This is a genomic window from Treponema parvum (assembly GCF_017893945.1).
Lineage (GTDB): Bacteria > Spirochaetota > Spirochaetia > Treponematales > Treponemataceae > Treponema_D > Treponema_D parvum_A.
The window spans coordinates 444214-467029 of sequence record NZ_CP054257.1; the positions used below are offsets into that span (position 1 = coordinate 444214).

At 43.3% G+C, this 22816-nt stretch carries 23 protein-coding genes; 17 read left to right on the plus strand and 6 right to left on the minus strand.

The features are described from left to right. Positions 1-27: 27 nt before the first annotated feature. The 11 genes from HRI96_RS02040 to HRI96_RS02090 all read left to right on the plus strand — a co-directional run bounded on the left by HRI96_RS02040 (position 28) and on the right by HRI96_RS02090 (position 10180). The gene (locus tag HRI96_RS02040) at positions 28-1374 is read left to right on the plus strand and encodes an ABC transporter substrate-binding protein (RefSeq protein WP_210117871.1); all 1347 of its coding nucleotides are present in this window, start codon (positions 28-30) and stop codon (positions 1372-1374) included. Between the two features lie 72 nt (positions 1375-1446). Further along, positions 1447-2340, plus strand: a complete 894-nt coding sequence (locus tag HRI96_RS02045) for a carbohydrate ABC transporter permease (protein ID WP_210117872.1) — start codon at positions 1447-1449, stop codon at positions 2338-2340. After that, a complete protein-coding gene (locus HRI96_RS02050; protein ID WP_210117873.1) occupies positions 2330-3181 on the plus strand; it encodes a carbohydrate ABC transporter permease in 852 nt (283 codons plus the stop codon). Before HRI96_RS02045 ends, HRI96_RS02050 begins: the two co-directional genes overlap by 11 nt. Position 3182: 1 nt before the next feature. Beyond that, positions 3183-4295 (plus strand): ABC transporter ATP-binding protein, encoded by a 1113-nt coding sequence (locus tag HRI96_RS02055; protein ID WP_210117874.1) that lies wholly within the window; start codon positions 3183-3185, stop codon positions 4293-4295. Continuing rightward, entirely contained in the window at positions 4273-5022 is a 750-nt protein-coding gene (locus HRI96_RS02060) for a glycerophosphodiester phosphodiesterase (RefSeq protein WP_210117875.1), read from the plus strand. The genes HRI96_RS02055 and HRI96_RS02060 overlap by 23 nt, the downstream gene beginning before the upstream one ends. Before the next feature lie 15 nt (positions 5023-5037). Then, positions 5038-6039: a substrate-binding domain-containing protein gene (locus HRI96_RS02065; protein ID WP_210117876.1), complete on the plus strand. Its 1002-nt coding sequence runs from the start codon at positions 5038-5040 to the stop codon at positions 6037-6039. A gap of 253 nt (positions 6040-6292) precedes the next feature. Further along, positions 6293-6487 carry a hypothetical protein gene (locus HRI96_RS02070; RefSeq protein ID WP_210117877.1) on the plus strand — a complete coding sequence of 65 codons (195 nt, stop codon included), beginning with the start codon at positions 6293-6295 and terminating at the stop codon, positions 6485-6487. Beyond that, positions 6480-6947, plus strand: coding sequence for a ribonuclease HI (gene rnhA / locus HRI96_RS02075; RefSeq protein WP_210117878.1), 468 nt, complete (start codon positions 6480-6482; stop codon positions 6945-6947). The genes HRI96_RS02070 and rnhA overlap by 8 nt, the downstream gene beginning before the upstream one ends. A gap of 175 nt (positions 6948-7122) precedes the next feature. Beyond that, positions 7123-8010, plus strand: a complete 888-nt coding sequence (locus HRI96_RS02080) for a hypothetical protein (protein WP_210117879.1) — start codon at positions 7123-7125, stop codon at positions 8008-8010. 110 nt (positions 8011-8120) lie between these two features. Beyond that, positions 8121-9308 carry a DUF8086 family protein gene (locus HRI96_RS02085; protein ID WP_210117880.1) on the plus strand — a complete coding sequence of 396 codons (1188 nt, stop codon included), beginning with the start codon at positions 8121-8123 and terminating at the stop codon, positions 9306-9308. A 134-nt stretch (positions 9309-9442) separates the two neighbouring features. Then, positions 9443-10180 (plus strand): hypothetical protein, encoded by a 738-nt coding sequence (locus HRI96_RS02090; RefSeq protein WP_210117881.1) that lies wholly within the window; start codon positions 9443-9445, stop codon positions 10178-10180. A 229-nt stretch (positions 10181-10409) separates the two neighbouring features. Here the strand turns inward: HRI96_RS02090 and thrS are convergent, their stop codons facing one another. From thrS to HRI96_RS02105, 3 genes are all read right to left on the minus strand, one after another. Beyond that, on the minus strand, positions 10410-12167 hold the full coding sequence (gene thrS, locus HRI96_RS02095; protein ID WP_210117882.1) for a threonine--tRNA ligase: 1758 nt from the start codon (positions 12165-12167) through the stop codon (positions 10410-10412). 124 nt (positions 12168-12291) lie between these two features. Continuing rightward, positions 12292-12819, minus strand: a complete 528-nt coding sequence (locus HRI96_RS02100; protein ID WP_210117883.1) for a methylated-DNA--[protein]-cysteine S-methyltransferase — start codon at positions 12817-12819, stop codon at positions 12292-12294. Positions 12820-12944: 125 nt separating this feature from the next. Continuing rightward, positions 12945-13331 carry a winged helix-turn-helix transcriptional regulator gene (locus HRI96_RS02105; RefSeq protein WP_210117884.1) on the minus strand — a complete coding sequence of 129 codons (387 nt, stop codon included), beginning with the start codon at positions 13329-13331 and terminating at the stop codon, positions 12945-12947. Between the two features lie 150 nt (positions 13332-13481). On the opposite strand from HRI96_RS02105, the gene HRI96_RS02110 reads away from it, so the two are divergent. Continuing rightward, positions 13482-13772, plus strand: coding sequence for a hypothetical protein (locus tag HRI96_RS02110; protein WP_210117885.1), 291 nt, complete (start codon positions 13482-13484; stop codon positions 13770-13772). An 86-nt stretch (positions 13773-13858) separates the two neighbouring features. On the opposite strand, the gene HRI96_RS02115 is transcribed toward HRI96_RS02110, so the two are convergent. Then, a complete protein-coding gene (locus HRI96_RS02115) occupies positions 13859-14242 on the minus strand; it encodes a desulfoferrodoxin family protein (RefSeq protein WP_210117886.1) in 384 nt (127 codons plus the stop codon). 101 nt (positions 14243-14343) lie between these two features. After that, entirely contained in the window at positions 14344-14505 is a 162-nt protein-coding gene (locus tag HRI96_RS02120; RefSeq protein WP_210117887.1) for a rubredoxin, read from the minus strand. Between the two features lie 332 nt (positions 14506-14837). Here HRI96_RS02120 and HRI96_RS02125 point away from each other — a divergent pair, with 332 nt between their 5' ends. The 5 genes from HRI96_RS02125 to HRI96_RS02145 all read left to right on the plus strand — a co-directional run bounded on the left by HRI96_RS02125 (position 14838) and on the right by HRI96_RS02145 (position 21930). Then, on the plus strand, positions 14838-16388 hold the full coding sequence (locus tag HRI96_RS02125; protein ID WP_210117888.1) for a pallilysin-related adhesin: 1551 nt from the start codon (positions 14838-14840) through the stop codon (positions 16386-16388). Between the two features lie 156 nt (positions 16389-16544). Beyond that, positions 16545-18344, plus strand: a complete 1800-nt coding sequence (locus HRI96_RS02130) for an alanine--tRNA ligase (protein ID WP_210117889.1) — start codon at positions 16545-16547, stop codon at positions 18342-18344. 216 nt (positions 18345-18560) lie between these two features. After that, complete coding sequence (locus HRI96_RS02135; RefSeq protein ID WP_210117890.1) at positions 18561-19652, plus strand: MOSP complex formation periplasmic protein, TDE1658 family; 1092 nt, start codon at positions 18561-18563, stop codon at positions 19650-19652. Continuing rightward, on the plus strand, positions 19653-20084 hold the full coding sequence (gene nusB, locus HRI96_RS02140) for a transcription antitermination factor NusB (protein ID WP_210117891.1): 432 nt from the start codon (positions 19653-19655) through the stop codon (positions 20082-20084). It begins immediately after the preceding gene. Position 20085: 1 nt separating this feature from the next. After that, positions 20086-21930, plus strand: coding sequence for a tetratricopeptide repeat protein (locus HRI96_RS02145; protein WP_210117892.1), 1845 nt, complete (start codon positions 20086-20088; stop codon positions 21928-21930). A 197-nt stretch (positions 21931-22127) separates the two neighbouring features. Here the strand turns inward: HRI96_RS02145 and HRI96_RS02150 are convergent, their stop codons facing one another. After that, a complete protein-coding gene (locus tag HRI96_RS02150; protein WP_210117893.1) occupies positions 22128-22403 on the minus strand; it encodes a co-chaperone GroES in 276 nt (91 codons plus the stop codon). Between the last annotated feature and the right edge of the window lie 413 nt (positions 22404-22816).

Below are 22816 nucleotides of genomic sequence, written 5' to 3' on the forward strand. Positions count from 1 at the left end.
TTATATATTTTACAGGGAGGATCTTTTATGAAGAGACTTGCATTTGCACTTTTTGTGTTGTTTGTTATTATTGCTCCAATTTTTGCCGGCGGAGCCAAGGAAAAGAGCGTAGATGGAGGAATGGAGGTGATTACGCTCAAGATTTCACATAATATGGACTTTATCACAATCCCTGAGGCAGTTGTCGGTGCAGCGGAGCGACTAAACGCCAAGTACGAGACTGAAGGCAAAAACATTAGAATTAAGTTTGAAAAGGATTATCAGACAATTGATTGGACTGAGTATCAGAATAACATTGTGTTCGCTCACAAGGTAAACGATGCTCCGGATTTCTATGCAATCGCAGACCCGGCTTCTCTAATCAAGGCAGGACTTCTTTTGGACATCACCTCTTTCGTAAAGGAGAATCAGGATGTCTTTACAATGGCTGCTTTTGACGGTGTTACTGTAGATGGAAAGGTTTATGCGTATCCGCCAGACCTCCCGACAAGGGTTATATACTATTCCAAGGAAGATCTTGTAAAAATAGGATGGACAAACTATGAGATTGAAGCTCTTCCCAGTCGTGTAGCTTCTGGTGAATTTACCCTAGAAGATTTCATTGCTCTTTGTAATGAGGTTGTTGAAAAAGGCGGGGCAAGGTACGGTCTTGAGCATAGGCCAGGAAGAGGTCCAGACTTTCTTGATGTTATGAAAGCTCTTGGCTGTGAATATTATACTGCTAATGGAGAGCTTGTATTTGATTCTGAAGGCCTTACGAGATTCTTTAAGTTTACTTATGATAACGCCAACATAACAAAGATTACACCAAACAACCTCAATCAGATGGGATGGTCTACAATTAACCAACATGTTGGAACAGGTGAAGCTTTTGCTTATTATGGTCCAATCTTTTCTGTAGGATATGTTGCCAGTGCTGTAAAACTCTCCAATGAAAAAATTGCGGAAAAGGAAGCATTTATTCTCTTTCCAAAAAGTCGGTATACCAATGGACCTTTTACCGTTGCGGCTCCACAATATATCGGAATCAGTGCTGATACAAAATATCCGGAAATTTGCCTTGATATTCTGGCAGAGCTTTCCAATGATTCTTCCGATCTTCTTGCTCTCCATGGTGCAAAAATCAACTCGCTTTTAGCTGTCAAGGATGCAAATAAGAATGAAAAGGTTCTTGCTAATCCAATTGTAGGCAAGGTGACATACATGAGTGACTATGCAATTACAGTCCCATCTGTCAATGGTTTGAACACTTTCCTTGGAGAACTCTTCAAGCAGATTGTCGCTTTAGAGCTTGGTGAAACTACACCTGAAAAAGCTTTGGCTGACCTGAAGACTCAGACGGCGCTTAACATTAAAAACGTAATTTACAAGTAGGATGATTAGTTGTGATAAATGGAAAGGATGTGAGGATCTCTTTTCTGTTATTTTTGTAACCAGGAGGGACAATTGAAGAACAAGGCTGTTAAAGGTTATGCTTTTCTTTCACCGTTTCTCATTCTCATCTCCCTCTTTTATATTGTACCTTCAATCTTGACAATAGTGATGTCATTTACATCTCTGGATGGTGCCTTCATATGGGAATGGTATGGTTTCAGGAACTATATCAGGATTTTCAAGGATCCCAATACTTTTGTGATTCTTCGAAATACAATCGTTTATATCGTAGTGACTATTGTATTTACGTTGGTGTTGGATCTCTTTATTGCAATCATGACTACCTACTTTATAAAAAGTGAGAAATGGTCTAGCTTCTTTAAGTCGTTAATCATGATTCCTATGATTACTCCGTCAGTTATCTATTCAGTGCTTTGGATCTGGTTTCTTGATGCTTCTGAGGCAGGATTCATTAATCATGTCCTAATGTCACTATGTAGGAATTTTGAGCCTATTAACTGGATAGCAAAATACCCGTTTGTAGTTATTGTAATAGCTCAGCTTGTAGTGTCATTGGCGTATGGATCGATTATTTTCTCGTCTGCTATTAAAGCCATTCCTGACAATCAGTTTAAGGCTGCCCATGTGGACGGAGCGAGCGAATTGGAAATAGTTAAGACAATTATTATTCCTAACATATCTCCACACATAAAGTTTATAGCAATGTGGGAGACGCTCGGTCTTATGACTAACTACATAAATATTCTACTTATAACCAATGGAGGTCCGCTGATCAGGACGGAGGTATGGGCACTTTCTGCATATCACAAGGCTTTTGTGGGACAGGACTACGGATATGGCGCAGCAATTTCAGTACTTCTGATTTTGATAGTTTTCATGTTGATGCTTCTTTTTAAGTGTGCAGAAGAGATTAAAAGAAGGAGGGATGCAGCAAATGAAAAGTAATAAACCTGTACTTACTAGAAAGGAAAAAAAGAGACAGAATCTCGCAATAGTCGTTATGTTTCTGTTCATCCTTCCTGTTGCTGTGATGTTTGCATCATTTTTCGTAATGGCCTTTTTCAAGGATGGAGAGTTAACACTGCAGAATTTTGAGTTTGTCGTTAGAGCAATGAAACTTAGAGATCAGACCACAATTCAGCCGATAGGAAAGGCTCTTGGTAATTCAGTTATCTTTACGCTTTGTGTTACGTTTGCAGAAGTTGTAATCAGTCTTCTTGCAGGATACGCTTTATCTAGACTTAGCTTTAAAGGAAGAAGGACAATACAAACAGGGCTTTTGATCCTAAGAATGTTTCCAACCTTGTTGTTGCTCATTGCGGTTTTGTACGTGTTGATGGCTTTCGGTATTGCCAATACACTTTTGGGTGTTGTTCTGGTTGCAATTGCATTTAGGCTTCCCGGCTCCACGTATATCATAAAAAATTTTTTTGATAGTATACCAAGGGATATTGAGAATTCTACATTGGTAGATGGTTGTACAAGATTCTCAGGTTTTAGACAGGTAATAATCTATCTGGTTAAACCAGGAATAGTTTCTATAACCGTATTCTCGTTTTTATCAGCATGGTCGAACTTCATCCTTTTCAACACTCTTCTTTTTGGAAATAAGACACCGGTTATAGCCACATACATCAGAGCCATTACAAGAAATGAACAAATGATTGCCTCCTTTAACATTGTTGCAGCGATGGGAATTATCTATATGCTTCCTGTGCTTGTATTTTTCATTATGACACAGAGACAATTGATGGAAGGAAATATCAATTCAAGCAAGGGATTTTAATATGATTGAAATAAAAAACCTCAGAAAAGAATTCAACCACGATGTAATTGCATTAGACAACTTCAGTTTAAAGATTGAGGATGGTGAGTTCATTGCTCTTCTAGGACCTTCTGGGTGTGGGAAGTCTACAACTTTGAATTGCATATCAGGCCTTATGGATCCAACCTCAGGGGAGATTCTCTTCAATGGTCAGGATGTAACTCATCTTGAGCCTAGAGATAGGAATATCGGAATGGTTTTCCAGAGCTATGCTCTTTATCCGCATCTATCAGTATTGGAGAATATCGCTTTCCCATTGAAGCAGAAGAAGGTTTGCAAAGAAACTAGATATAAGAAAGCTACAGAGGTTGCAAAGGTTCTTCAGATTGAGCATCTTTTAGGGCGTAAGCCCCATGAGCTTTCTGGAGGTCAACAACAAAGAGTCGCATTGTGTCGTGCTATAGTCAAAGAACCGCACGTTCTGCTTCTTGATGAGCCGATGAGCAATCTTGATGCAAGATTAAAGATAGAGATAAGAGAAGTAATTAAGGATATTCATCAGAAGCTTGGCATTACCTCAATCATCGTAACTCATGATCAAGAAGAGGCAATGGCTCTTGCCGATAGAATTGCGATTCTTGATTGTGGTAGGACTCAGCAGTTTGATACACCGGATAATCTCTATGAGAAACCAGTAAATCTATTTGTTGCTAATTTCATGGGAAATCCTCCTATGAATTTCATAAAAGCAAAACTAGATGGTTCAAAGATAAAAATTGGCGACATATCATTTGAGTCTTCGGTTATTCTTTATTCTCACCCAAATGAGGCAGATATAAAGCTTGGGGTTAGATCTCACCAGATATCATTTTCTCTTGATAAGACCACTAAAACTCCCATCAGAATGGAACTTAGAAATGTTGAAAATCTTGGAAAGGAGCTTCTAGTTTACGGTTATGTTGACGTAGATAATGAAATTCGTGTTTCTGTGATAGATAAAGGGATGTACCAAGCTATCGGGGAAAGAATAAAAACCGGTCGGGAGGGTTATATTGGGTTTGGCAGCAGGTATAACGTATTTCTTTTATCAGACGGTAACAATATAGTAAATTTTGGATGCAGTAAAGATGCGTGAATTATTAGAAAAACATAGAGCATCAGGTAGTACCAGGCCTCTAATAGGAGGACATAGGGGCTGTGAGTGTCAGTGGCCTGAAAACTCTATAAAGGCAATGGAAGAGGGTATACGACAAGGAGCTGATTATCTTGAGATAGACATACAGCTCACTAAGGACAATATTCCAATAGTTTTTCATGATATAGAAGTTAAGGAAAAGACCGGTCTTGATGGTTATGTTCAGGATCACATCTATCAAGAACTGAAGGATACCTTTGCACCACCTACATTTATGGAAGTAATGGAATGGGGAAAGAAAAACAAGGTTTATTTTGCTTTAGAAATTAAAAGCTATAATTGTATAAATGGAGAGCAGAACCTGAAGCTAATGCCTATTCTTGATGATGTTGTAAGGCAGTATGATATGTATTCCCATGTTGAGGCTTTTAGTGTTGACTGGAGAGCACTCAAGAAGCTTAAGTCAATAAATCCTCTTTTCGATATAGGTCTTATTTCTCCTGTTGTTCCTGCTGATAGTATTGCATTGCTGAACGAATATGATGCATTTATTTATCTTAGTTACGTGTGGAATATGAGAAGGGGTGATGTCGAATACATGCAAAAAAACGGAATATATGTCTCCGGTGCTATTCTCCGTGACATGAATTTGATTGAATATGCAAAAAGTATTGGTGTTGATATGTTTGAGTTTGATAAACCAGAGCTATTGGGTTATATTGAATAGCAGGAGAGTTTTTCAATGGTAACAATCAATGACATTGCCAGAGAATCCGGTGTTTCGCCGGCAACTGTTTCCAGATATCTTTCAAAGGGACATAGAGGTGTGGTAGCAACTAAAAGGGGCAGAGAAATATACAAGACGGCTCTAAGGCTCGGTTACAAAAACATGGAATCACTTCCTTCTCCCAAAAAAATTCTTGTTGTACACAAGGATAAACATTTTCATGAAAAGGTTGATAATGCATATTATTTTTCTATAAGGAACGGTATTGAGGAAGAGGCTGCATTGAATGATGATAGGTTGAGCTATATTTCATTGTCACTTTTGAATAAGGAAGTGTATGATGTGGATGGTGCTATCCTGATTGGAAATCACAAGAAAAATGATGTGGAGAGGATTCTTTCCTTTATAAAGACAGATAATGTAGCATTCGTAGGTAAGCTTGGATTTCCCCCAAATGCCCATGATACAGTCACGTATGATGTAGAGACCTGTGTAATGCTTTGCTTGGATGCACTTAGAATTAAGGGTAATATGTCGGTTTTATTTGTTGACGGCAGGGATACCGCGGATATTCCTTTTATGTATCATAAAATTACCAGCGTTATCGGTTATATAAGGCAATATCCGGAGATGAAGTTCAAGGGGAACATTGAGTGTGATGGATTTGGTTCAAATGCGGGTTATAATGCCATGAATGATTATCTTGCTTCGGGCGGAGAGATTCCTGATGCAATATTTACTGGTACTGATCCGCTTGCTATTGGAATAAGGAAGGCATTGGAAAAGAAGGGGTTACACAACGGAAAAGACTACTCGTTGGTGTCTATTAATGGTGATGATGCCGTCAAATGGTTGGAGCCTTCAATTGTATCTGTATGCTTTGACAGTAAGGAGATGGGAGTTGAGTCTATCAGACTATTGCATGAGAGAATGAAGAACCCGTTGAGAAAACACAGGTGCGTATATTTTGCTCCATATTTAACTGATGGAGGATCCATAATTGATCGTAATCAATGAATGGATAAAGCGGGATAAAGAAGTGTACCTATGTCGGAGTTGTACTACTCGTTAGAGCAGAACACACGGTAATACCGATGTAATATTTCTTGTAAGCGCCGATACCGATTTAATACCGTCGATCGAATTTATATAAAAACAATTATTTTATTTGTCGATAGCCGTATTTTGTTATATAATAAAATGCGCTTCGATTAAAAACGGAAAAACACCCTGTCGAAGTTTTAAAAATAATTGCAAAAGGGTTGGCAAAATGGCAGACTTATTGGTCCTTGTGGCTGTGGCGGGTTTGAGCTTTATGTCTTTGTCGATCGCAAAGCGGCAGGCGGAGACTGAAAAAACTTTTTATCCTTGGCGGGATTCCAAAAAAGGGCGCCGGAATCAAAAGAACCCGCTATTTTACAAAAATTACGGAAGCTCCGTTCGTCGGATTTTAAAATATGAGTGAAAATAGCGAATCGTCTGAAATTTTTGTTTATACCGACGGCGGATGTTCCGGAAATCCCGGCCCCGGCGGTTGGGGCTGCGTCGTTCTTGCGGACGGACGAGAGATCCGTAAAAGCGGCGGTGAAAAACTTACGACAAATAACAGAATGGAACTTACGGCCGTAATACAAGCCTTCGTTCTGATCGGACAAAATTCTTCATGGACTTCGCGAAAGATCACGGTCTGTACCGACAGTCAGTATGTTAAAAACGGGATTACTCAATGGATTACCGCTTGGAAAAAAAATAACTGGAAAACGTCCAATAAACAGCCTGTCAAAAATCAGGATCTGTGGATTACGCTCGACGTTCTTGCTTCACGTTTGAATTTGAACTGGAATTGGGTAAAAGGACATGCGGGCATAAAATACAACGAAATCTGCGATTTTCTTGCGGGCGAAGAGATTAAAAAATTCGTTTAAGGCGATCGACAATCTCGCCGCAGATTCGATGTGAAGCTTGAAGCGGCTGAGGATGTCGAACTCCGTACGAATCAAGCGTTCGTGAGCGTTGCAGAAAAGTCTAATTCTTTTCAATTTAAATGATATGTGTTTGCGCTCCGTTTTTTTTTACGGCCTATCGTGCTGTCTTGTTTTTTTGTTTTTACAGGGATGTTCGCTTGGAAACGAAGCTTATTTTTTTTGCGGGGAAACTTCGATAGAGCTCGCTTTGCCGTCATGGCCGCCTTACATTTCCGAAGACGGCGGCTCTTCCGTTTCAGATATTTCATATCCCGAATTGGAATGCTGGCTTATAGAATGTCAAACGGCGGAAAAATATTTTTCATTTTATGCGGATAAAAATGAAAGATCCGTAAAAATACGGCTGCCTGAAAATTTTCCGGCTTCCGTTCTGTCTTATCCCGTAACGAGACACAAAAACGGCAATGCGTTGTTTTTTTACCCTGCCGGCTGTATTTATCCGCAAAATGCCGAGCGTTTGTCGTGGCGTGAAGGTTTTGCTGCAAATATTTTAGCTTCTTTATATGCAGGCACAAAAGACCGCCGTCAAACCGCCGAATACGCTTCAACCTTTAACTGGCGGAGGTTAAAAGAAACCCTTTCGGCAAAAGAGGCTGAAAACTTGGCAAAGATAAATGATTCAATAACAGAAGGCCTTCCGCTTGGAAAACGGCCGACGTATTACAATCCGTGGAATCTCGACAAGGATGTTGTACTCCGATCGATCGCGCAAAGATCCTTTAACATCCGCAAATTGAATTTGCCCCTTTGCTTGAATATTTCCGGTGATGACGAGGTTGTTGCATCCTTAGGCGGAATAAGAGAGCTTTTATCGCCGTATATTCCGGAAAACGCCGAATTTCAGAAAATGAATTTTTTGACGATAATTAAAAAGGCGGAAAATAAAAGCCGTTTTTTATGCGGCGATCTGGTTGCGGTTCTTTCCGTTTCAACCGGCGGAAATTTGGCAGGTGGAAATTTGAAACTTGAATTATGTGCTCTTCCGTTGTACAGTGGAAAATAGAAAATATGTTTGTTTTTTGTCGTGTAAGATCTCTTTTTCCTATAAGATTTGTGAGCTCAAAATTTGCGGCTTTTCTCTTAAAAATATTGATAGCCTCGCCGTTATGCCTTATGTTTTTCCTCTGTGTTTCGTGCGCTAAAAAAAGCACTCCGCTCGACCTCGCTAACCTGTCGAACGGGAGGGCCGCTCGTGAAATTGCCGAGAGCACACATTCTTGGTACGCTCTGTCCGTTACGGGTTTTGAAAAAATCGATCTGCCTAAGCATGCGCCTCAGGTCCCTGAAAAACCGTGGACGGAAAGCATAAGAATTTCTGCGGCAGGCTGTGAGAGCGATAAACTTGATAATAAGATTCCTTTGGGATACGCTCTTGTAAACAGGCTCGGCGTTTTAACGTTCAGAGGCGGCAATATAGAATTTCATACCGACCGAAGCTTATTTAGCGAAAATACTGCGTCGAATCTTTTTTTTGAAGACAACGCTCCGCTTTTTTCGGTTTTTAAAAGTGTCTTTTTTAACGAAAAGGCTGCTAAACAAAGTATCAAGGATTCGACGGATCTCTCCGGCCTTCCGCCGAGGCCGTTTATCGTTCATTATGCTCCCGATTCCGGGATATTTTTTCCGCTGATAAATTACGAAGATCTTCAGTTAGAAGCCGGTGCCCAGATTACGGATTTTACTTGGAACGGAGAAAGATTTTTGTGTTCCGTAAAGAAAACCGAAAATGAAAAAAATATTTTTTCATATGTGAAAATCAAAACGGAGGCGCCGCTTTTGTCCGTATCGCCTGAAACCGTAAAGACGGCTCTCTTTATAGAAGATTCTTCTGCGGACGAATTCAGGAATTCAAAGGAAATAAAAGACCTTTCTACCGCTCCGGCCAGGCTAAGGAAACTCGTTTCTTCCATTCCCGGCGACATTCCTTTTACGGTTGAGTGTTTTTATGCAGGAGGATCATATTCTTCCTTATTCGCTTCACTAAAGGAAAAGGACTTTACCGGTTTCCTGCTTGAAGCTAAAGCCGTGATCGCGGACACATGGGCGCTGGCCGTTTTTGCGGACGGGACGTCATATTTTTCCGGTGCGTGCTATTCCCGTCCCGTGCTTGCCGACGGAAAAACTGCGGCTTTTAGGCTTCCGAAACTTCCCGAAGGTTTTATATATTCATACTTTGCCCTGTCGGGGACAAGGCTTTACGTGTCGTGGGAAGAAACGTCGTTTTACAAGACAGGAAGAAGCGGATTTATTTCGGTGGATCTTGACGCGGTTTTATACAAAAAATTGCGCCGCTCAGATTAAAAAAAATCGCACGAGTGCGGCATTTGACCGCGAGTTTGCAGCGTAAACTCGTTAGTGAGCGCAGCGAACGGCGTACGGCTAGACCGAGCGGCATTTTCGAAAATCGAACGCTGCAAAGAATTATGGGAGACAAAATGAAAATAAATGCGATATTTTTACTTTTGCTGTTAAGCGCATCAGCCTTTTGTCAGGCAGCGGACGATACAGCTGCGCCGAAAACGGAACCCGCCGTGGAATTTCAAACTCCGCAAAATTTTTCCGCCAAGGAGGCAGAAGGTCAAAGGCGAAAATATTTTTGGATTTTCGATATGGGGCCTATAATGACCGTAAATACCGAAAGCCGTGCAAAAAGCGCTCCTTCTCCTATTGCCTTTTCGTGCGGTATGGGAATAAAACTCTTTACCGATCAAAAAATTTCATTTGCGCCTGAAATATCATTTTTTACCAATTATTACCTGTGGGACGGGAAAAATGCATTGCCCGCGGAAGTCGAAAACAGGACTGCGACTGTCCTTTCATTTTTGATAGACCTTCCGGCCGTTTACAACATCGAAACGGGCAAAGATTACAGCTTCGAAGCGGGAGCCGGACTTGCTTTTCTTGCCAGATACGGCCTTCTCTCAAACGGTGTAAAATCTTCCGATCCCGGGGTTTCGGGCGATGCAAAAAGCGACGTCGAAAAAATAAACGGCTGGCTCATGTCGGATATGCGATTTTTGTTTCCCGAACTGACGGGCGCTTGGAATTACAAAATATCCGAAAGGCTTCAGGCGGGGCTTGCAATGCGTATTTATTTTCCGCTCGGATCGCTGATGAGCGGACGGGGGCTTGACGCTATGATGATAAGAGTGAGTGCAAGGCTTTTGTTTTAATCAACAATCTCGCCGCAGATTCGAAGGGAATCTGCAAGCGGCGCGAAGGTATTGCCCTGCAGAATATCCTTGAGCGTTTTAAGCGCTCAGATCACAAAGCGGCCGGACGGCAGCGCGCCCGCAGTTGCAAATCCGGCCAGGCTGCAGCGCTGCCTTAGCCTCATGTCCGGCCGTAACCGTAAGTCTGGCTGTGATCTCATAAAATCCGTAGAACTTAAATAGTCCAGGATCAGCTATTTAAAGAATGAGTGTCTATTTTGTTGCGCACGTAGGCTATAAATTCTTCAAGGCCGAACGTTCTTTGCGGCAATCCGGAGCTGTGGCGGAACCTTACGGTTACCGAATTTTCAGCCTTTTCTTTTTCGCCGACGACAAGTATGTAAGGAGTTCTGTTTTGCATGCTTATCAGGCGAATCTTATTTTTCATGTTGTCGTCGTCAAGGTATGCGTTTGATCGCACTCCGGCCGCCATCAAAGCGTTGTTGACTTTTTGCGCGTATTCGTTAAAGTCTTTGCCTACCGGAACTACTGCGGCCTGTTCAAAGTGCAGCCAAACCGGCATGGCTCCGGCAAAATTTTCGATTAAAATGCCGAGAAAGCGTTCCAGCGATCCTAAGACCGCTCTATGCAGCATAACGGGGTTGTGTTTTTGATTGTCCGCGCCCGTGTATTCGGCGTTGAGCCGCTCGGAAGAAGGCAGCTGATAATCCACCTGTATAGTGCCGCACTGCCATTGACGGCCCAGCGCGTCGACCAGTGTAAATTCAAGCTTGGGCCCGTAAAAAGCTCCTTCTTTGGGCTGTATTTCATATTCGAGTTCCGCTTTTTTGCAGGCTTCGGCAAGGGCTTTTTCCGCGCGTTCCCATGTAGCCAGATCGCCTACGTGATCGTCCGGCATAGTGCTGAATTTAACGATGAGATTCTTATCGAAACCGAAATCCTTATAAACCGATTTTAAAAGCCTGCAGAATTTGGAAACTTCGTCGCTTATTTGATCGTCTGTACACAGGATATGCGCGTCGTCTTGAACAAAAGCCCTTACCCGCATAATCCCGTGCAGCGTTCCGCTAGGTTCGTTTCTAACGCAGTGCCCGAATTCGGCCAAGCGCATGGGCAAGTCTTTATAGGAACGGGTTCTGGTGTTGAAAATTTCAAGTGCGCCGGGACAGTTCATCGGTTTTATGGCGAACATCCGCTTTTCGCTTTCGGTGATGAACATGTTTTTTTGATAGTGTCCCCAGTGGCCGCTTTTTTCCCACAAAGTGCGCGGCATTACGGCGGGAGTGTTTACTTCCTTATATCCGTCTTCCAAAACTTTTTTGCGCATGTAATCCTGCAGCGCAACATACATTGTCCAGCCGGCAGGGTGCCAGAAAACCTGCCCGGGATCTTCGGGATCTATGTGAAAAAGATCCATCTCGACGCCCAGTTTGCGGTGATCCCGTTTTTCAGCTTCTTCCAGCATTTTAAGATGCTCTTTAAGATCGTTGGGTTTCGCAAAGCACAGCGCATAGATGCGGGTAAGCATGGGACGTTCGGAATCTCCGCGCCAATATGCTCCCGCCGTTTTCAAAAGTTTAAATCCCTGTGCGTTTATTTCTTTTGTGTTCGCTACGTGGGGACCGCGGCACAGATCGAGAAAATCGTCTTGCCGATATGTAGTGATCTTTTCTTCTGCGGGCAAGTCGTTAATTATTTCAACCTTGTATTCCTGATCCTTAAATAATTTTAAAGCCTCGTCTTTCGTCACTTCCGTGCGTATAAAATCATGGTTGCCTGCGATGATGCGGCGCATTTCTTTTTCTATTGCAGGAAAATCCGCTTCGGAAAACTTAACGTCTTTGGGAAAAGCGAAGTCGTAATAAAAGCCCGTGTCGATTGCCGGCCCTATCGCGTATTTTGTTCCAGGAAATAAATGTAAAACGGCTTCCGCCATAACGTGAGCGCAACTGTGGCGCACTGTCGCAAGTTTCTCATCAACAGCCATAAAGATCACCTTTTAGTAAAATAATATTTATAAAGGATATAAATATAAAACGCCAGTGTCAAGAATATGAAATTTGCAGGAATTAAATTAAGAGAGGCATTCGTGCGATCGGTCTTTGTTCCGTTTATTTTTTAGGCAAGGAAAACTTCGTCATATCGTTTCCTTCAAGCGAAAGCAGTGAAATTTTATTTTGTATGCCGCCTCCGTAGCCCGTTAAATTCATGTTCACCCCTACGACGCGATGGCACGGCACTATTATGCACAAAGGATTCCATCCCACCGCTCCTCCAACGGCCTGTGCGGACATTTTTGCCTTGCCGTGTTTTCGGGCAAGGGTTTCCGCGATAGAACCGTAGGAAACAACGGCGCCGAAGGGAATTTTAAGCATTTCATCTATGACTTCTTTTCTAAAAGGTGTAAGATTTTTTATTTTATATTCCGGCGTAAAATCAGGCTGCCTGCCTGAAAAATAGACGTCCAGCCAGCGGCAAGCGTCTTTAAAAATCTTAAGCTCTTTTTCTTCGCAGTTTAAGACATGTTTGGAAGCGTCCTGTGAATTTTCAAACCATAATCCCGTAAGAACTTCGCCGTCGCTGTTCATCAGTAAGTCGGAAAAGCCTTCAGGCGTTTTATAGCGATGTATGTATGTCATTATTCCTCCGCACGTCAGAATATTCGGCCGCAGCTATTTGCATCTTATAGTAAATTATTTTACCTTATCCGGGCTGATGCGTAAACGGCTTTGCCGAAAGCTGCGATCGCGCTTATTTAGCGGCGTCAATTATTAAAACCGTTGTAGTCGCATTTTTTACATTGAGGCAAGGATTTATCGTTTTGCGCTTTGTGAAAAAGTCCCGCCCATCTGCATATTGAGCGTAGAATCGGAACGACGGATTTACCGCGTTCGCTTAAATGATATTCCACATGCGGCGGAATTTCATTGTATTGTTCGCGCTCTATGATATTGTTTTTAAGCAGTTCCTTTAGGCTTGCGGAGAGCACCGCGTCCGTTATATCCGTCAGTTGGCTTCTCAGTTCGCCGTAGCGAAGAACTTTTTTTGCGGACAGCACGCAGATAATTCTGGAATTCCATTTTCCTCCGAAAACTTCCATGCCGTATTCCAGCGGGCATCGTATGTCGTCTTCAAGTTTTTTCTTATACATGTTTCGAGTATAATCTTTAACAATTGTTAAGACAAGTTACTATTAAATTTATTAGTAGCTAATAAATTTAATTATATCTTCTTTTTCAAAAGCGGTCGCTGTATTATATAATCATCCCGCAGGGAAAATATATTTTTGGAGGTTTAACGAATGAAAGTTAACGCTTATCTTGAGATCACAATGAAAATAGGGAATTCAAACTGCGCGGCCGCCGCAAAGGTTTATACCGACTACAGGGATCCCTTTCTTAAAACGATTAAGGGCGCCCTTTCAAAGGACTTGCTTATCAGAGACGACGACGTACAGGTTTTACACGGTTTTGACAGCGTGGAAAACGCGCAAGCATATCTTTCAAGCGATATGTTTAAAAACGACGTTTTTGTAGGACTTAAGCCGCTGTGGTCGGCAGATCCGGACGTGAGGATTTATTCCGTTGCGTGATAGCGGTGCCGCGCTTATTCCGCAGGTTTTATAAATTATGCGGAATAAGCGCGCATTTTACGGCCGGATTGAACTGTAAAAGGAGCTTACAGTTCTTTTTTCCAAAGGCCGTGCAGATTGCAATAAGCGTACGCGGCGACAGGTTTGTCTTTTTCCGTTAAGGCGAAGACTACTTCAGGCATGTCGCCGGGACTGATTTTTTTGCGCTGCCCGCCCTGCGCAGTTTCCACATACACCCAAGAGATAGAGTGTTCTTGAGTCATAGGATGCGCTATGGAACCGACCTTTACGGTAACAGTGTTTCCTGAAACTGTTACGTCCGGCACGTGTTTTTCTTGCGAGGCATCCGTAGTGTTCGGGACAATTTCCGTCATTTTTTCGCCGCAGCAGACGACTGGAACTCCGGAGGATTCGATCATACCGATGATGTTTCCGCAGTGTTTACATATAAAAAACTTTTTTGAAGTCATTTTTTTCTCCTATAAAATAAAAACGCTTCGGCGTTTTCTTTACATGCTTTAGCGTTGCCCATTCAGCCGACGCTTTTTATATTCTCCCAATCAAATACGGATCACTCTTCTACGGTAAATTCTTCTTTTCCCGCACCGCATATCGGACACACCCAAGAGTCCGGAAGATCTTCCCATTTCGTTCCCGGCGGAATATTCGCCGCAGGGTCGCCTTCCTCCGGATTGTACTCATAGGCACAAAGATTGCATACATATTTAGCCATGTCAGCCTCCTAAAAATACCGCGTTCGTGCGCACTTTGCGCACAGATGATAGTTTAAATTGGACGGGGTTATTTCGGACGTTCAATTTAGATTATTATACTACGGCTTTTAAATAAATACAATTAATTACAATATTGTTTTAAGTTCAAATATAGCTTAAGGCTTTTATGCCTTTGGAGATGCGAAGGTTTTACACGGATAAAGGTTTTTGCGCGCTATCGCGCTATATAGAAGCGGTTTGCGCTAAGAAATCAGCTTGCACTGTGTGAGGCAACGCGAACTGTTGTCTGCTATTGCCAATCAAAAACCTATTCTATACACTATGCCGTAGTATGAAAAACCGCGCCGTTTTTGTTTTTTTTGTGATTTTCGCTGCTTGCACGACGATTTTCTTTATAATATACGGGAGCGCTTCTTCCAAAAACTCAGCCCCTCCTCAGCCGAAAATAGTTACGCCGTTTGCCGGAGCCGCCAGATCGGAATCAGCGGAAGAAAACCCTTTGGCGGCGAGCGACGGAGGACTGACGTCTTTTATTCCTCTTAATTCCGACGAAACTCTCGTGAGCATTTTAACTCTTGATCTGGACAACGACATGCGCGACGATCAGATCAATCTTGTACAAAAACTTACAAATCCGTATTTGTATTTGCTCGTAGGTTTGTACAATCCGGGTACGGGCGCTTACGAGCGTACGGCGGAATTGGAAACTCCGATAACGCAAGTACATTCTTTTTCTTATGCGGGCATAGACGTTTTGGGAGATCACCGCCCCGTTCTTGTTTATCAGGGGGTGACGGATGACGGGATTTCCGTTTTGCAGATATATCGCATACGCAAAGGCAGAAATAGGAGCGCCGTTCTGGAAAACATCGGTGATTTTCGCTCCGACGGAAGTATCTTTGTCCAGCAGCAGCCGCGCGATCAGGCTTACGAACTTTCCCAGGTTAACGCCGAGCCTTTTCCTATAATAGTATACGGTTCGGATCCCGAGTCCGCCGGCGACGGACACGAGCAGTTTCAGATAAAATACGAATGGAAAGCGAAGCAGAATAAATTCGTACAGACGGAGCGCATACGGTTAAGCGACAGCCGCATAGCCGCGAACGAACTTGCAAAAATTAGGGACGGAACTGTAAAAACCTTCGCCAATTATCTTAAGGGCGTGTGGTATAAGACCTCCGACGACGGAAACGGCATAAGGTATTTGTTTTTTGATCCTGAAAGTTCGGAGATAATACTTCAGCACAACGATACGGAAGAAGTGTACACATGGTTTGAAAGCTATTTAAGCAGCTCGGGAATTTATCTTTCGACGGAAAATCTGTCCATATCAAGCCTTCACAGGCGCTATTATATAACCCTTGTCGCAGCCGACGAGATCCGGCTAAGAATACAGGAAGACTTGGGTATGACTATAAATGAAATTAATCTGTGGGACGGCAATTATAAAAAAGCGGACGCAAAGGCTTCTTTCGGAACAAGAGCGGCAAGGTCTCAGGATTTTATAAAAGACCTTACCTCAGGCGACGACTGGTATTCAGCCGACGGCACTAAATTTTCTTTTTCTGAAGACACATATACCGCTTCAGGAGATTCGTCAAGCGAAAGCGGAAAATTTTCCATATTAGAAATAGACGGCGCGCCCGTTATCATGTTCCGTCCTTTAGGTGAAAGATCTTTTCTTAAATCGGCTTACCGACTTTCTTATAAAGAAGTTGTTCCTCAAGTCGCTCCGTCTCGCAGGGCGGGAGTTCCTACGGCGGTTACGGACAGGAACACGATTATAATGCATGCGATTTCTCTTTCTTTAAAAAATCCCGTGCCGCTTAAAACGGCGCCTTTAACGCTTTCAAGGAATGCGGCTCAGACTGCGCGTAAATAAAAATTGCCGCAGTATAAAAAAAGGCGGAACGCTGCCAGGAGTTCAGTTTTTTTGCTGTGTTGCGCAGTGACTTTCGCGCTTTGCGCCCGCTGCGAGGCGCCGCATGCCGCTTCCGATGCTTGACATTGTCGCTTTCTGTCATATAGTATAAATTCTATGACTGTAAATGAATTACGAACTAAATATATATCATTTTTTAAAAGCAAAGGTCATGCAGAAATAAGCGGAAAATCACTGTTACCCGAAAACGATCCTACTGTCCTGTTTACCACGGCCGGTATGCAGCCGCTCGTACCGTATCTTATGGGCGAAGATCACCCTCAGGGAAAGCGCCTTACGGACTATCAAAAATGCGTGCGCACAGGCGACATCGACTCCGTAGGAGACGCCGCCCACTTAACTTTTTTTGAAATGCTCGGAAATTGGTCGCTCGGCGATTATTTTAAAAAAGAATCGATAGGTTTCAGCTATGAGTTTTTAACTTCGCCGGAGTATTTAGGCATAGATCCTAAAAAACTTTCCGTTACGGTTTTTGAAGGCGAAGAAGGAATCCCGCGCGACGAAGAATCCGCCGCTATTTGGGAAAGTCTCGGCATTCCGCGGGAGCGCATTTATTTTTTGCCGCGGGAAGACAACTGGTGGGGCCCTGCGGGAGCAACAGGCCCGTGCGGACCCGATACTGAAATTTTTTACGATACCGAAAAGCCCGGCTGCGGCCCGGAATGCCGTCCCGGCGATAATAGCGGCAGATATGTTGAAATTTGGAACAACGTCTTTATGCAGTACAATAAAGACGCTGAAGGAAAATTCCTTCCTCTTACGCGCAAATGCGTCGATACCGGCATGGGCATAGAGCGCACCGTAGCCATGCTTAACGGAATGAAGACAGTCTATGAAATAGATGTCTTTGTTCCCGTCATAAACTGTATTGAAGAATTGACGGGGAAAAAATACGGAAGCGACGAGCAGGTAGACGTTTCCATGCGCATAATCGCCGATCACATACGCACTGCGACGTTCATATTGGGAGATCCTAAAGCCGTTACGCCGAGCAATGTGGGAGCCGGATATATCTTGCGCCGCATAATCCGCCGCGCCGTGCGCCATGGACGCAAACTCGGCCTTGACGGAATTTTTCTTTCAAAGCCAGCAAAGATCATTATTGAAGAGTACATAGGCGCCTATCCCGAATTTGAAGGCCGCCAAAAATTCATTTTCGACGAGCTTACCGCCGAAGAAAATAAATTCCTTTCGACTTTAAAAAAGGGTGAAGCCGAATTTGCAAAACTTCTGCCGAACCTTCAAAAAAATCCTAAAAAGATCATACCGGGCAGGGTGGCTTTCCGCCTGTACGACACTTTCGGCTTTCCGATTGAGCTTACGGAAGAGTTGGCATCTGAAAACGGAATGACGGTAGATATTGAAGCGTTCAAGGCGGAAGAGAAAAAGCATCAGGAAGAAAGCCGCACTTTGAGCGCCGGAACCTTTAAGGGCGGCCTTGCCGATCACAGCGAGATCACTACCAAATATCACACGGCTACGCATCTTTTGCAGCAGGCGCTTGTCGAAGTTTTAGGCAATCACATCGCTCAAAAGGGCTCGAATATTACGGCGGAACGTATGAGATTCGACTTTACTCAGCCGCGGCCGATGACGCAGGAAGAAATTAAAAGAGTTGAAGACATCGTAAACGAAAAGATTAAAGAGGATCTTCCCGTAACCATGGAAGTGATGGATCTTGAAGACGCAAAAAAATCCGGGGCGAGGGCGCTTTTCGGTGAAAAGTACGACAGTCAGGTAAAAGTTTATTCTATAGGAAATTTCAGCAAGGAAGTTTGCGGAGGCCCCCACGTACAGCACACAGGCCAGATAGGCCGGTTTAAAATCGTAAAAGAGCAGTCGTCTTCCGCCGGAGTGCGCCGTATTCGCGCCGTAATCGAAGATTCTGCGCCGTAAAAAAATTGTAACAAATATGAAAAAAAAATGTTTAATTTAAAATGGTCGTGCGTTCTCTTCTTAAAGAAGCCGCCGATGTCTTAAAAATTGAAGTTTACTGCGGCGTTATTTTCCCGCAGCCGGAAAAATTCCCGGGAGATTATATAAAATTGGGAACCTCTAAAAACTGAAGTTTTTAGAGGTAACATTGAAATTTATGAATAAAGGGAGCTTGCTATGAAACGCATTGCTGCTGGCGTTGTTCTTGTTTTGATGACTCTTGCGGGGCTTGCCGCTCAGTCGGATCTGCAGGTACTTGCCGTTGTAAAATTGAATAAGAATGAGACCGTCACTTTAAAAGAACTCAGAAACCGTGTCGAAATTTATCAAAAGCAGAACAACAAGGTTCTTGATGTGGAGCAAAGAAGATCGGTGCTTGAAGCGCTTGTAAATGAAAAACTTATTCTGCAAGCGGCTCAAAAAGCTAATGTCACCGTTACGGACAGTCAGGTAGATCAGTCTTTTTTGCAGTATATTTCACAACAGTTGGGGCAGGCGGTGACGGAGCAGCAGTTTGCCGATTTTATCCGCAAGCAGGAAAATCTTTCTTTGGACGATTTTTTTGAAAGGCAGTTCGGCCTTACGCTTGCCGGCTACAAGGCCCATCTTAAGACGCAGCTCATAGTGCAGCGCTATATTTTAAGCCAAAAACGCGACGAACTTCAGTCCGTAATGCCTACGGATAAGGAAATCCGTTCTTTTTATGAAATGAATAAGGCCACCTTTGTGCAAAGCGATATTCTCAGGATGTTTTTGGCCATGGTGCCGAAAGGGCAGGACAGCGCCGCCGCAAAAAACAAGGCGGAAGAGCTTTTAAACGATTATAAGAATAAAACTCAAACTTTGGATCAGCTTTCAGTCAGATCGAGAATCGAAAATTCGGGTTTTCAGGCGGGAGAACTGACCGTAAGCAAAACCCAGCAGCACGCCCATCAGTTGGGGCTTTCTTATAACGATCTGCTTACGCTTTTTTCAAGAGATCCCGGTTACGTTTCCGACATAACAGAAACGGATAAAGATTTTCAATTCTATGTGATTCAGGAAAAATTTCCGGCTAAAATGCTTGAACTGAGCGACGTCGTTCAGCCGGGAACAACCGTAACGGTTTATGATTATATTAAACAAAATCTTACGCAGCAAAAACAAAGCCAGTTCATGTTGAAAGCCGCGCAGGATATTTCGGCTTCTCTTAATACGGATGAAAACGTGGAGTGGAAAAAGGCGGGCCCTTCGCTTGACAAATTGCTCGCATGGGAAGGAAAAAACTAGGTGTCGAGGCGAAAAGGGCGCGTCCTCGCTTTTCAGGCGCTTTATTCATGGGACGTAGGCGGAATACCTAAAGATTCTCTTATGTCCTTTTCATGGGCTGAAGCACAGGGCAAATCCGGCATAGATGAAAGTACCAAAACTTTTGCAGCCTTTATTATAGCGGGAACTCTTGAACACATTGAAGAGATAGATAAGCGCATTAAGGCCAATCTTTCCAAAAATTGGGATTTTTCGCGCTTGGACCGCGTTGCGCTTGCCATATTGCGCATGAGCGTATATTCATTGCTGTTTCAAAACGACATTCCACCTACCATCGTTATGGATGAAGCGGTCGGCATCGCAAAGGAATTCGGCACCGACGATTCATATAAATTTATAAACGCCATGCTTGATTCCGTCAGCAAAAATCCCGGATCCGTAAAGGAATCTTAAAATGATCTTTCGCCGGCATAATTTTACGGCAATTTTTATTTTCCTTCTTGCGCCGCTTATCGTACCGGCAGTTTACTGTTCGCTTTATTCCGACGACAAGGCCTTTGTTTCCGAACTTGACGTAGTAGACGCTCTGATCGCGCAAGGAGACGTCAACGGGGCATTGAAGGGGCTTTCGATCGCTGAAAAAAAAGCGTTTAATTCTTTTTCGTATTTGGGAGTATACAGGCGCTACAGGCAACTGGGGGAATATAAAAATGCGGAACGCATTATTTTGAAGGCGCTGAAAAAAGAACCTTCAAACGCGGAATTGAACGCCGTGCGTGCCCATGCTTTACTTCGCGAAGGAAAATTGGAAGACTCATTTCCGTTCGCATTAAAACTTTTAGGCACCCGCTATGAATCCCTTTATTCCGAAGCCCTCTTGCAAAAAAGAATTTCCGAGTTGCCGGCTCCAACCCCAAATGATTTTATTAACGCGTCATATATTCCCGTGTTTCGCGCTGCATACGAAACTTCAAAAAACACGTTATGGCTTAAAAATTGCGCCGTAGCGCTTATTCATGACAATAAGATAAAAGACGCGGCTCTGCTTCAACCGTCACAGATCTATACGGCGGAAGACGCTTTGTTTTGGGGGCTAGTCCAGTATGATTCGTCAAGATTCATGCAGGCGGCTCAAAATTTTACTCTCGCGCAAAATCTGTTTTTTGCCGCCAGCCGTAAAAATCCGGAAATTTCCCGCGCAAGAATTTCGGCTCTAAAGGCGGACGCTCTGATCTGTTTGGGCGACTATTCCGCCGCTCAGCAGGAAAGAGAGTTTTTACTTGAAACCGTCGGATTTGACGCGGAATCGGGCGCCGGCGGAAAAACCGATGATTTTATCGCCGTCACCTATGTAAACAGCGCTTTTTGGGCGGCGCAAAACGGCGACGATCGATTATGCTACGATATGCTTTTTAGCGCGGTGAGGGATTTTCCAGATTATATTCCGGGACTCGCAGCCTACGGCAGGTTTGCATACAAAAGCAGCCGGCCGCCTAAAGAAAATTTTTATGAAAACGCACTGCGCAGCTCGGGCGTAAGAACGCTCCGCATGCAAAGATACGACGCCTCTCCAAGAGTGAGCGTTTCCGATGCGCTTTACAGGATGGACGAATCCATAAGGCGGACTCACGATCCGCTTTTGGAAGTTGTACGCAGCGAATTGAGGCACCGCGTAGAAAAAACGCCTGAAAATTTGCGTATAGCCGAAGCGTGGCAGATGCTTGAAAATTCGTCACGTGAAAACGCTCTTTGGCCGCCTGTGATAGTCCGCTATGCCGTATACGTTCTTTTATCCGCAGCAAAAATCAGCGACGCGGAGAATCTGTTTTTCGACTATGAAGAAAAACGCTATTCGTTTGTTCCTTCGGAAAATTCTTATTTACAGCTTTTGTCGCACAAAGATGATTTGGATGCGTGGGAATGCGAATATGGAGCGTATTTTGCTATAAATAAGAAGTTTGTGGATATTGCAAGGACATTGTACGAACACGTTGTTTTTGCGCATCCTGAATACCGGATGGAAGAACTTGGAGACGCGAGTTTTTCCGCTGCGATAAACCTTGCCGTGATCTACAGCTCTACAGGTGCAAAACAAAAAGCCCTTGACTTATACGGAAAAAAAGCCGGAACAACGGCGGATAATGTAAAAAAAGCCGACATCCTTTACAGAATTGCCTGTATTCAAGACAAACAAAAGAAAAATGCGGAAGCGCTGCGCACTCTTAATTATTGCATTACTCTGGATCCTTTAAATGAAAAAGCGCGGCTTCTTTTATTGCAGCTGCGCACGGAGAAATAAAAGGGATAAACGCGGGAGCGCGGCTTCGGTCGGGCGTCAGCAACATATGCGCAGGATTGCGGGCGAGTATTATGCCGCAGCGGCGAGCGCGGCACCAGAATACGCGCAGAATTAGGGTGTCGTCTCGAGTGCGAAATCGGATCGAGAGCGGCGAGTGCGCGAGTTTCGGGCAAAGCCGAAACATCGCATGGGAAATCTTATTTTTCTATCACAGCTATGATGTCGCTGTTTTTTAAAATCAGATAATCTTCTTTGTTGATTTTTATTGCGGTACCTGCATATTTATCATACATTATGCAGTCGCCGGCTTTAACGGTGATTTTTTCGTCATCGGTGCCCGGTCCTACGGCTTCTACGATTGCGGTCTGTGTTTTTTCCTGCGCCGCTTCCGGGATAATTATTCCGGATGCCGTTTTTTCTTCCGCTTTTTCGGGCTTTGCAAGTACTCTGTCTGCCAAAGGTTTGATCTTCATATAAGAACTCCTCAAAATCAAAATGGGTATTTAGTAATTAGAAGTAGAATACTTCTTTCTCAAATATACGAATTCTAGGGCACTATAGTCAATAAAAAAACGTATTTTATGATACATGTTTTACGATAAGAATAAAAATTGTGTCAAAAACACCCGGTTTGCGTTTTTGAATGTTTATATGTGTCAAAAAGAATCATTATTTTTCATAAAGGCAAAGATCTGCAAAATTTATTAAGGAAAAAACCTTTTTAATAATATACTCACATTCGGCGTTAAAGTTAAATTTTTTGTTTAAATTGTCGGAGCGCTCCGTGTAAAAACCGCTTTGCAAGCTAAATCATTGTATTACTTGTAATTACACGAACAGATGAGGCAAAAATCAAAGCGTTCGGCCTAAATCTCCTGCGGTTACG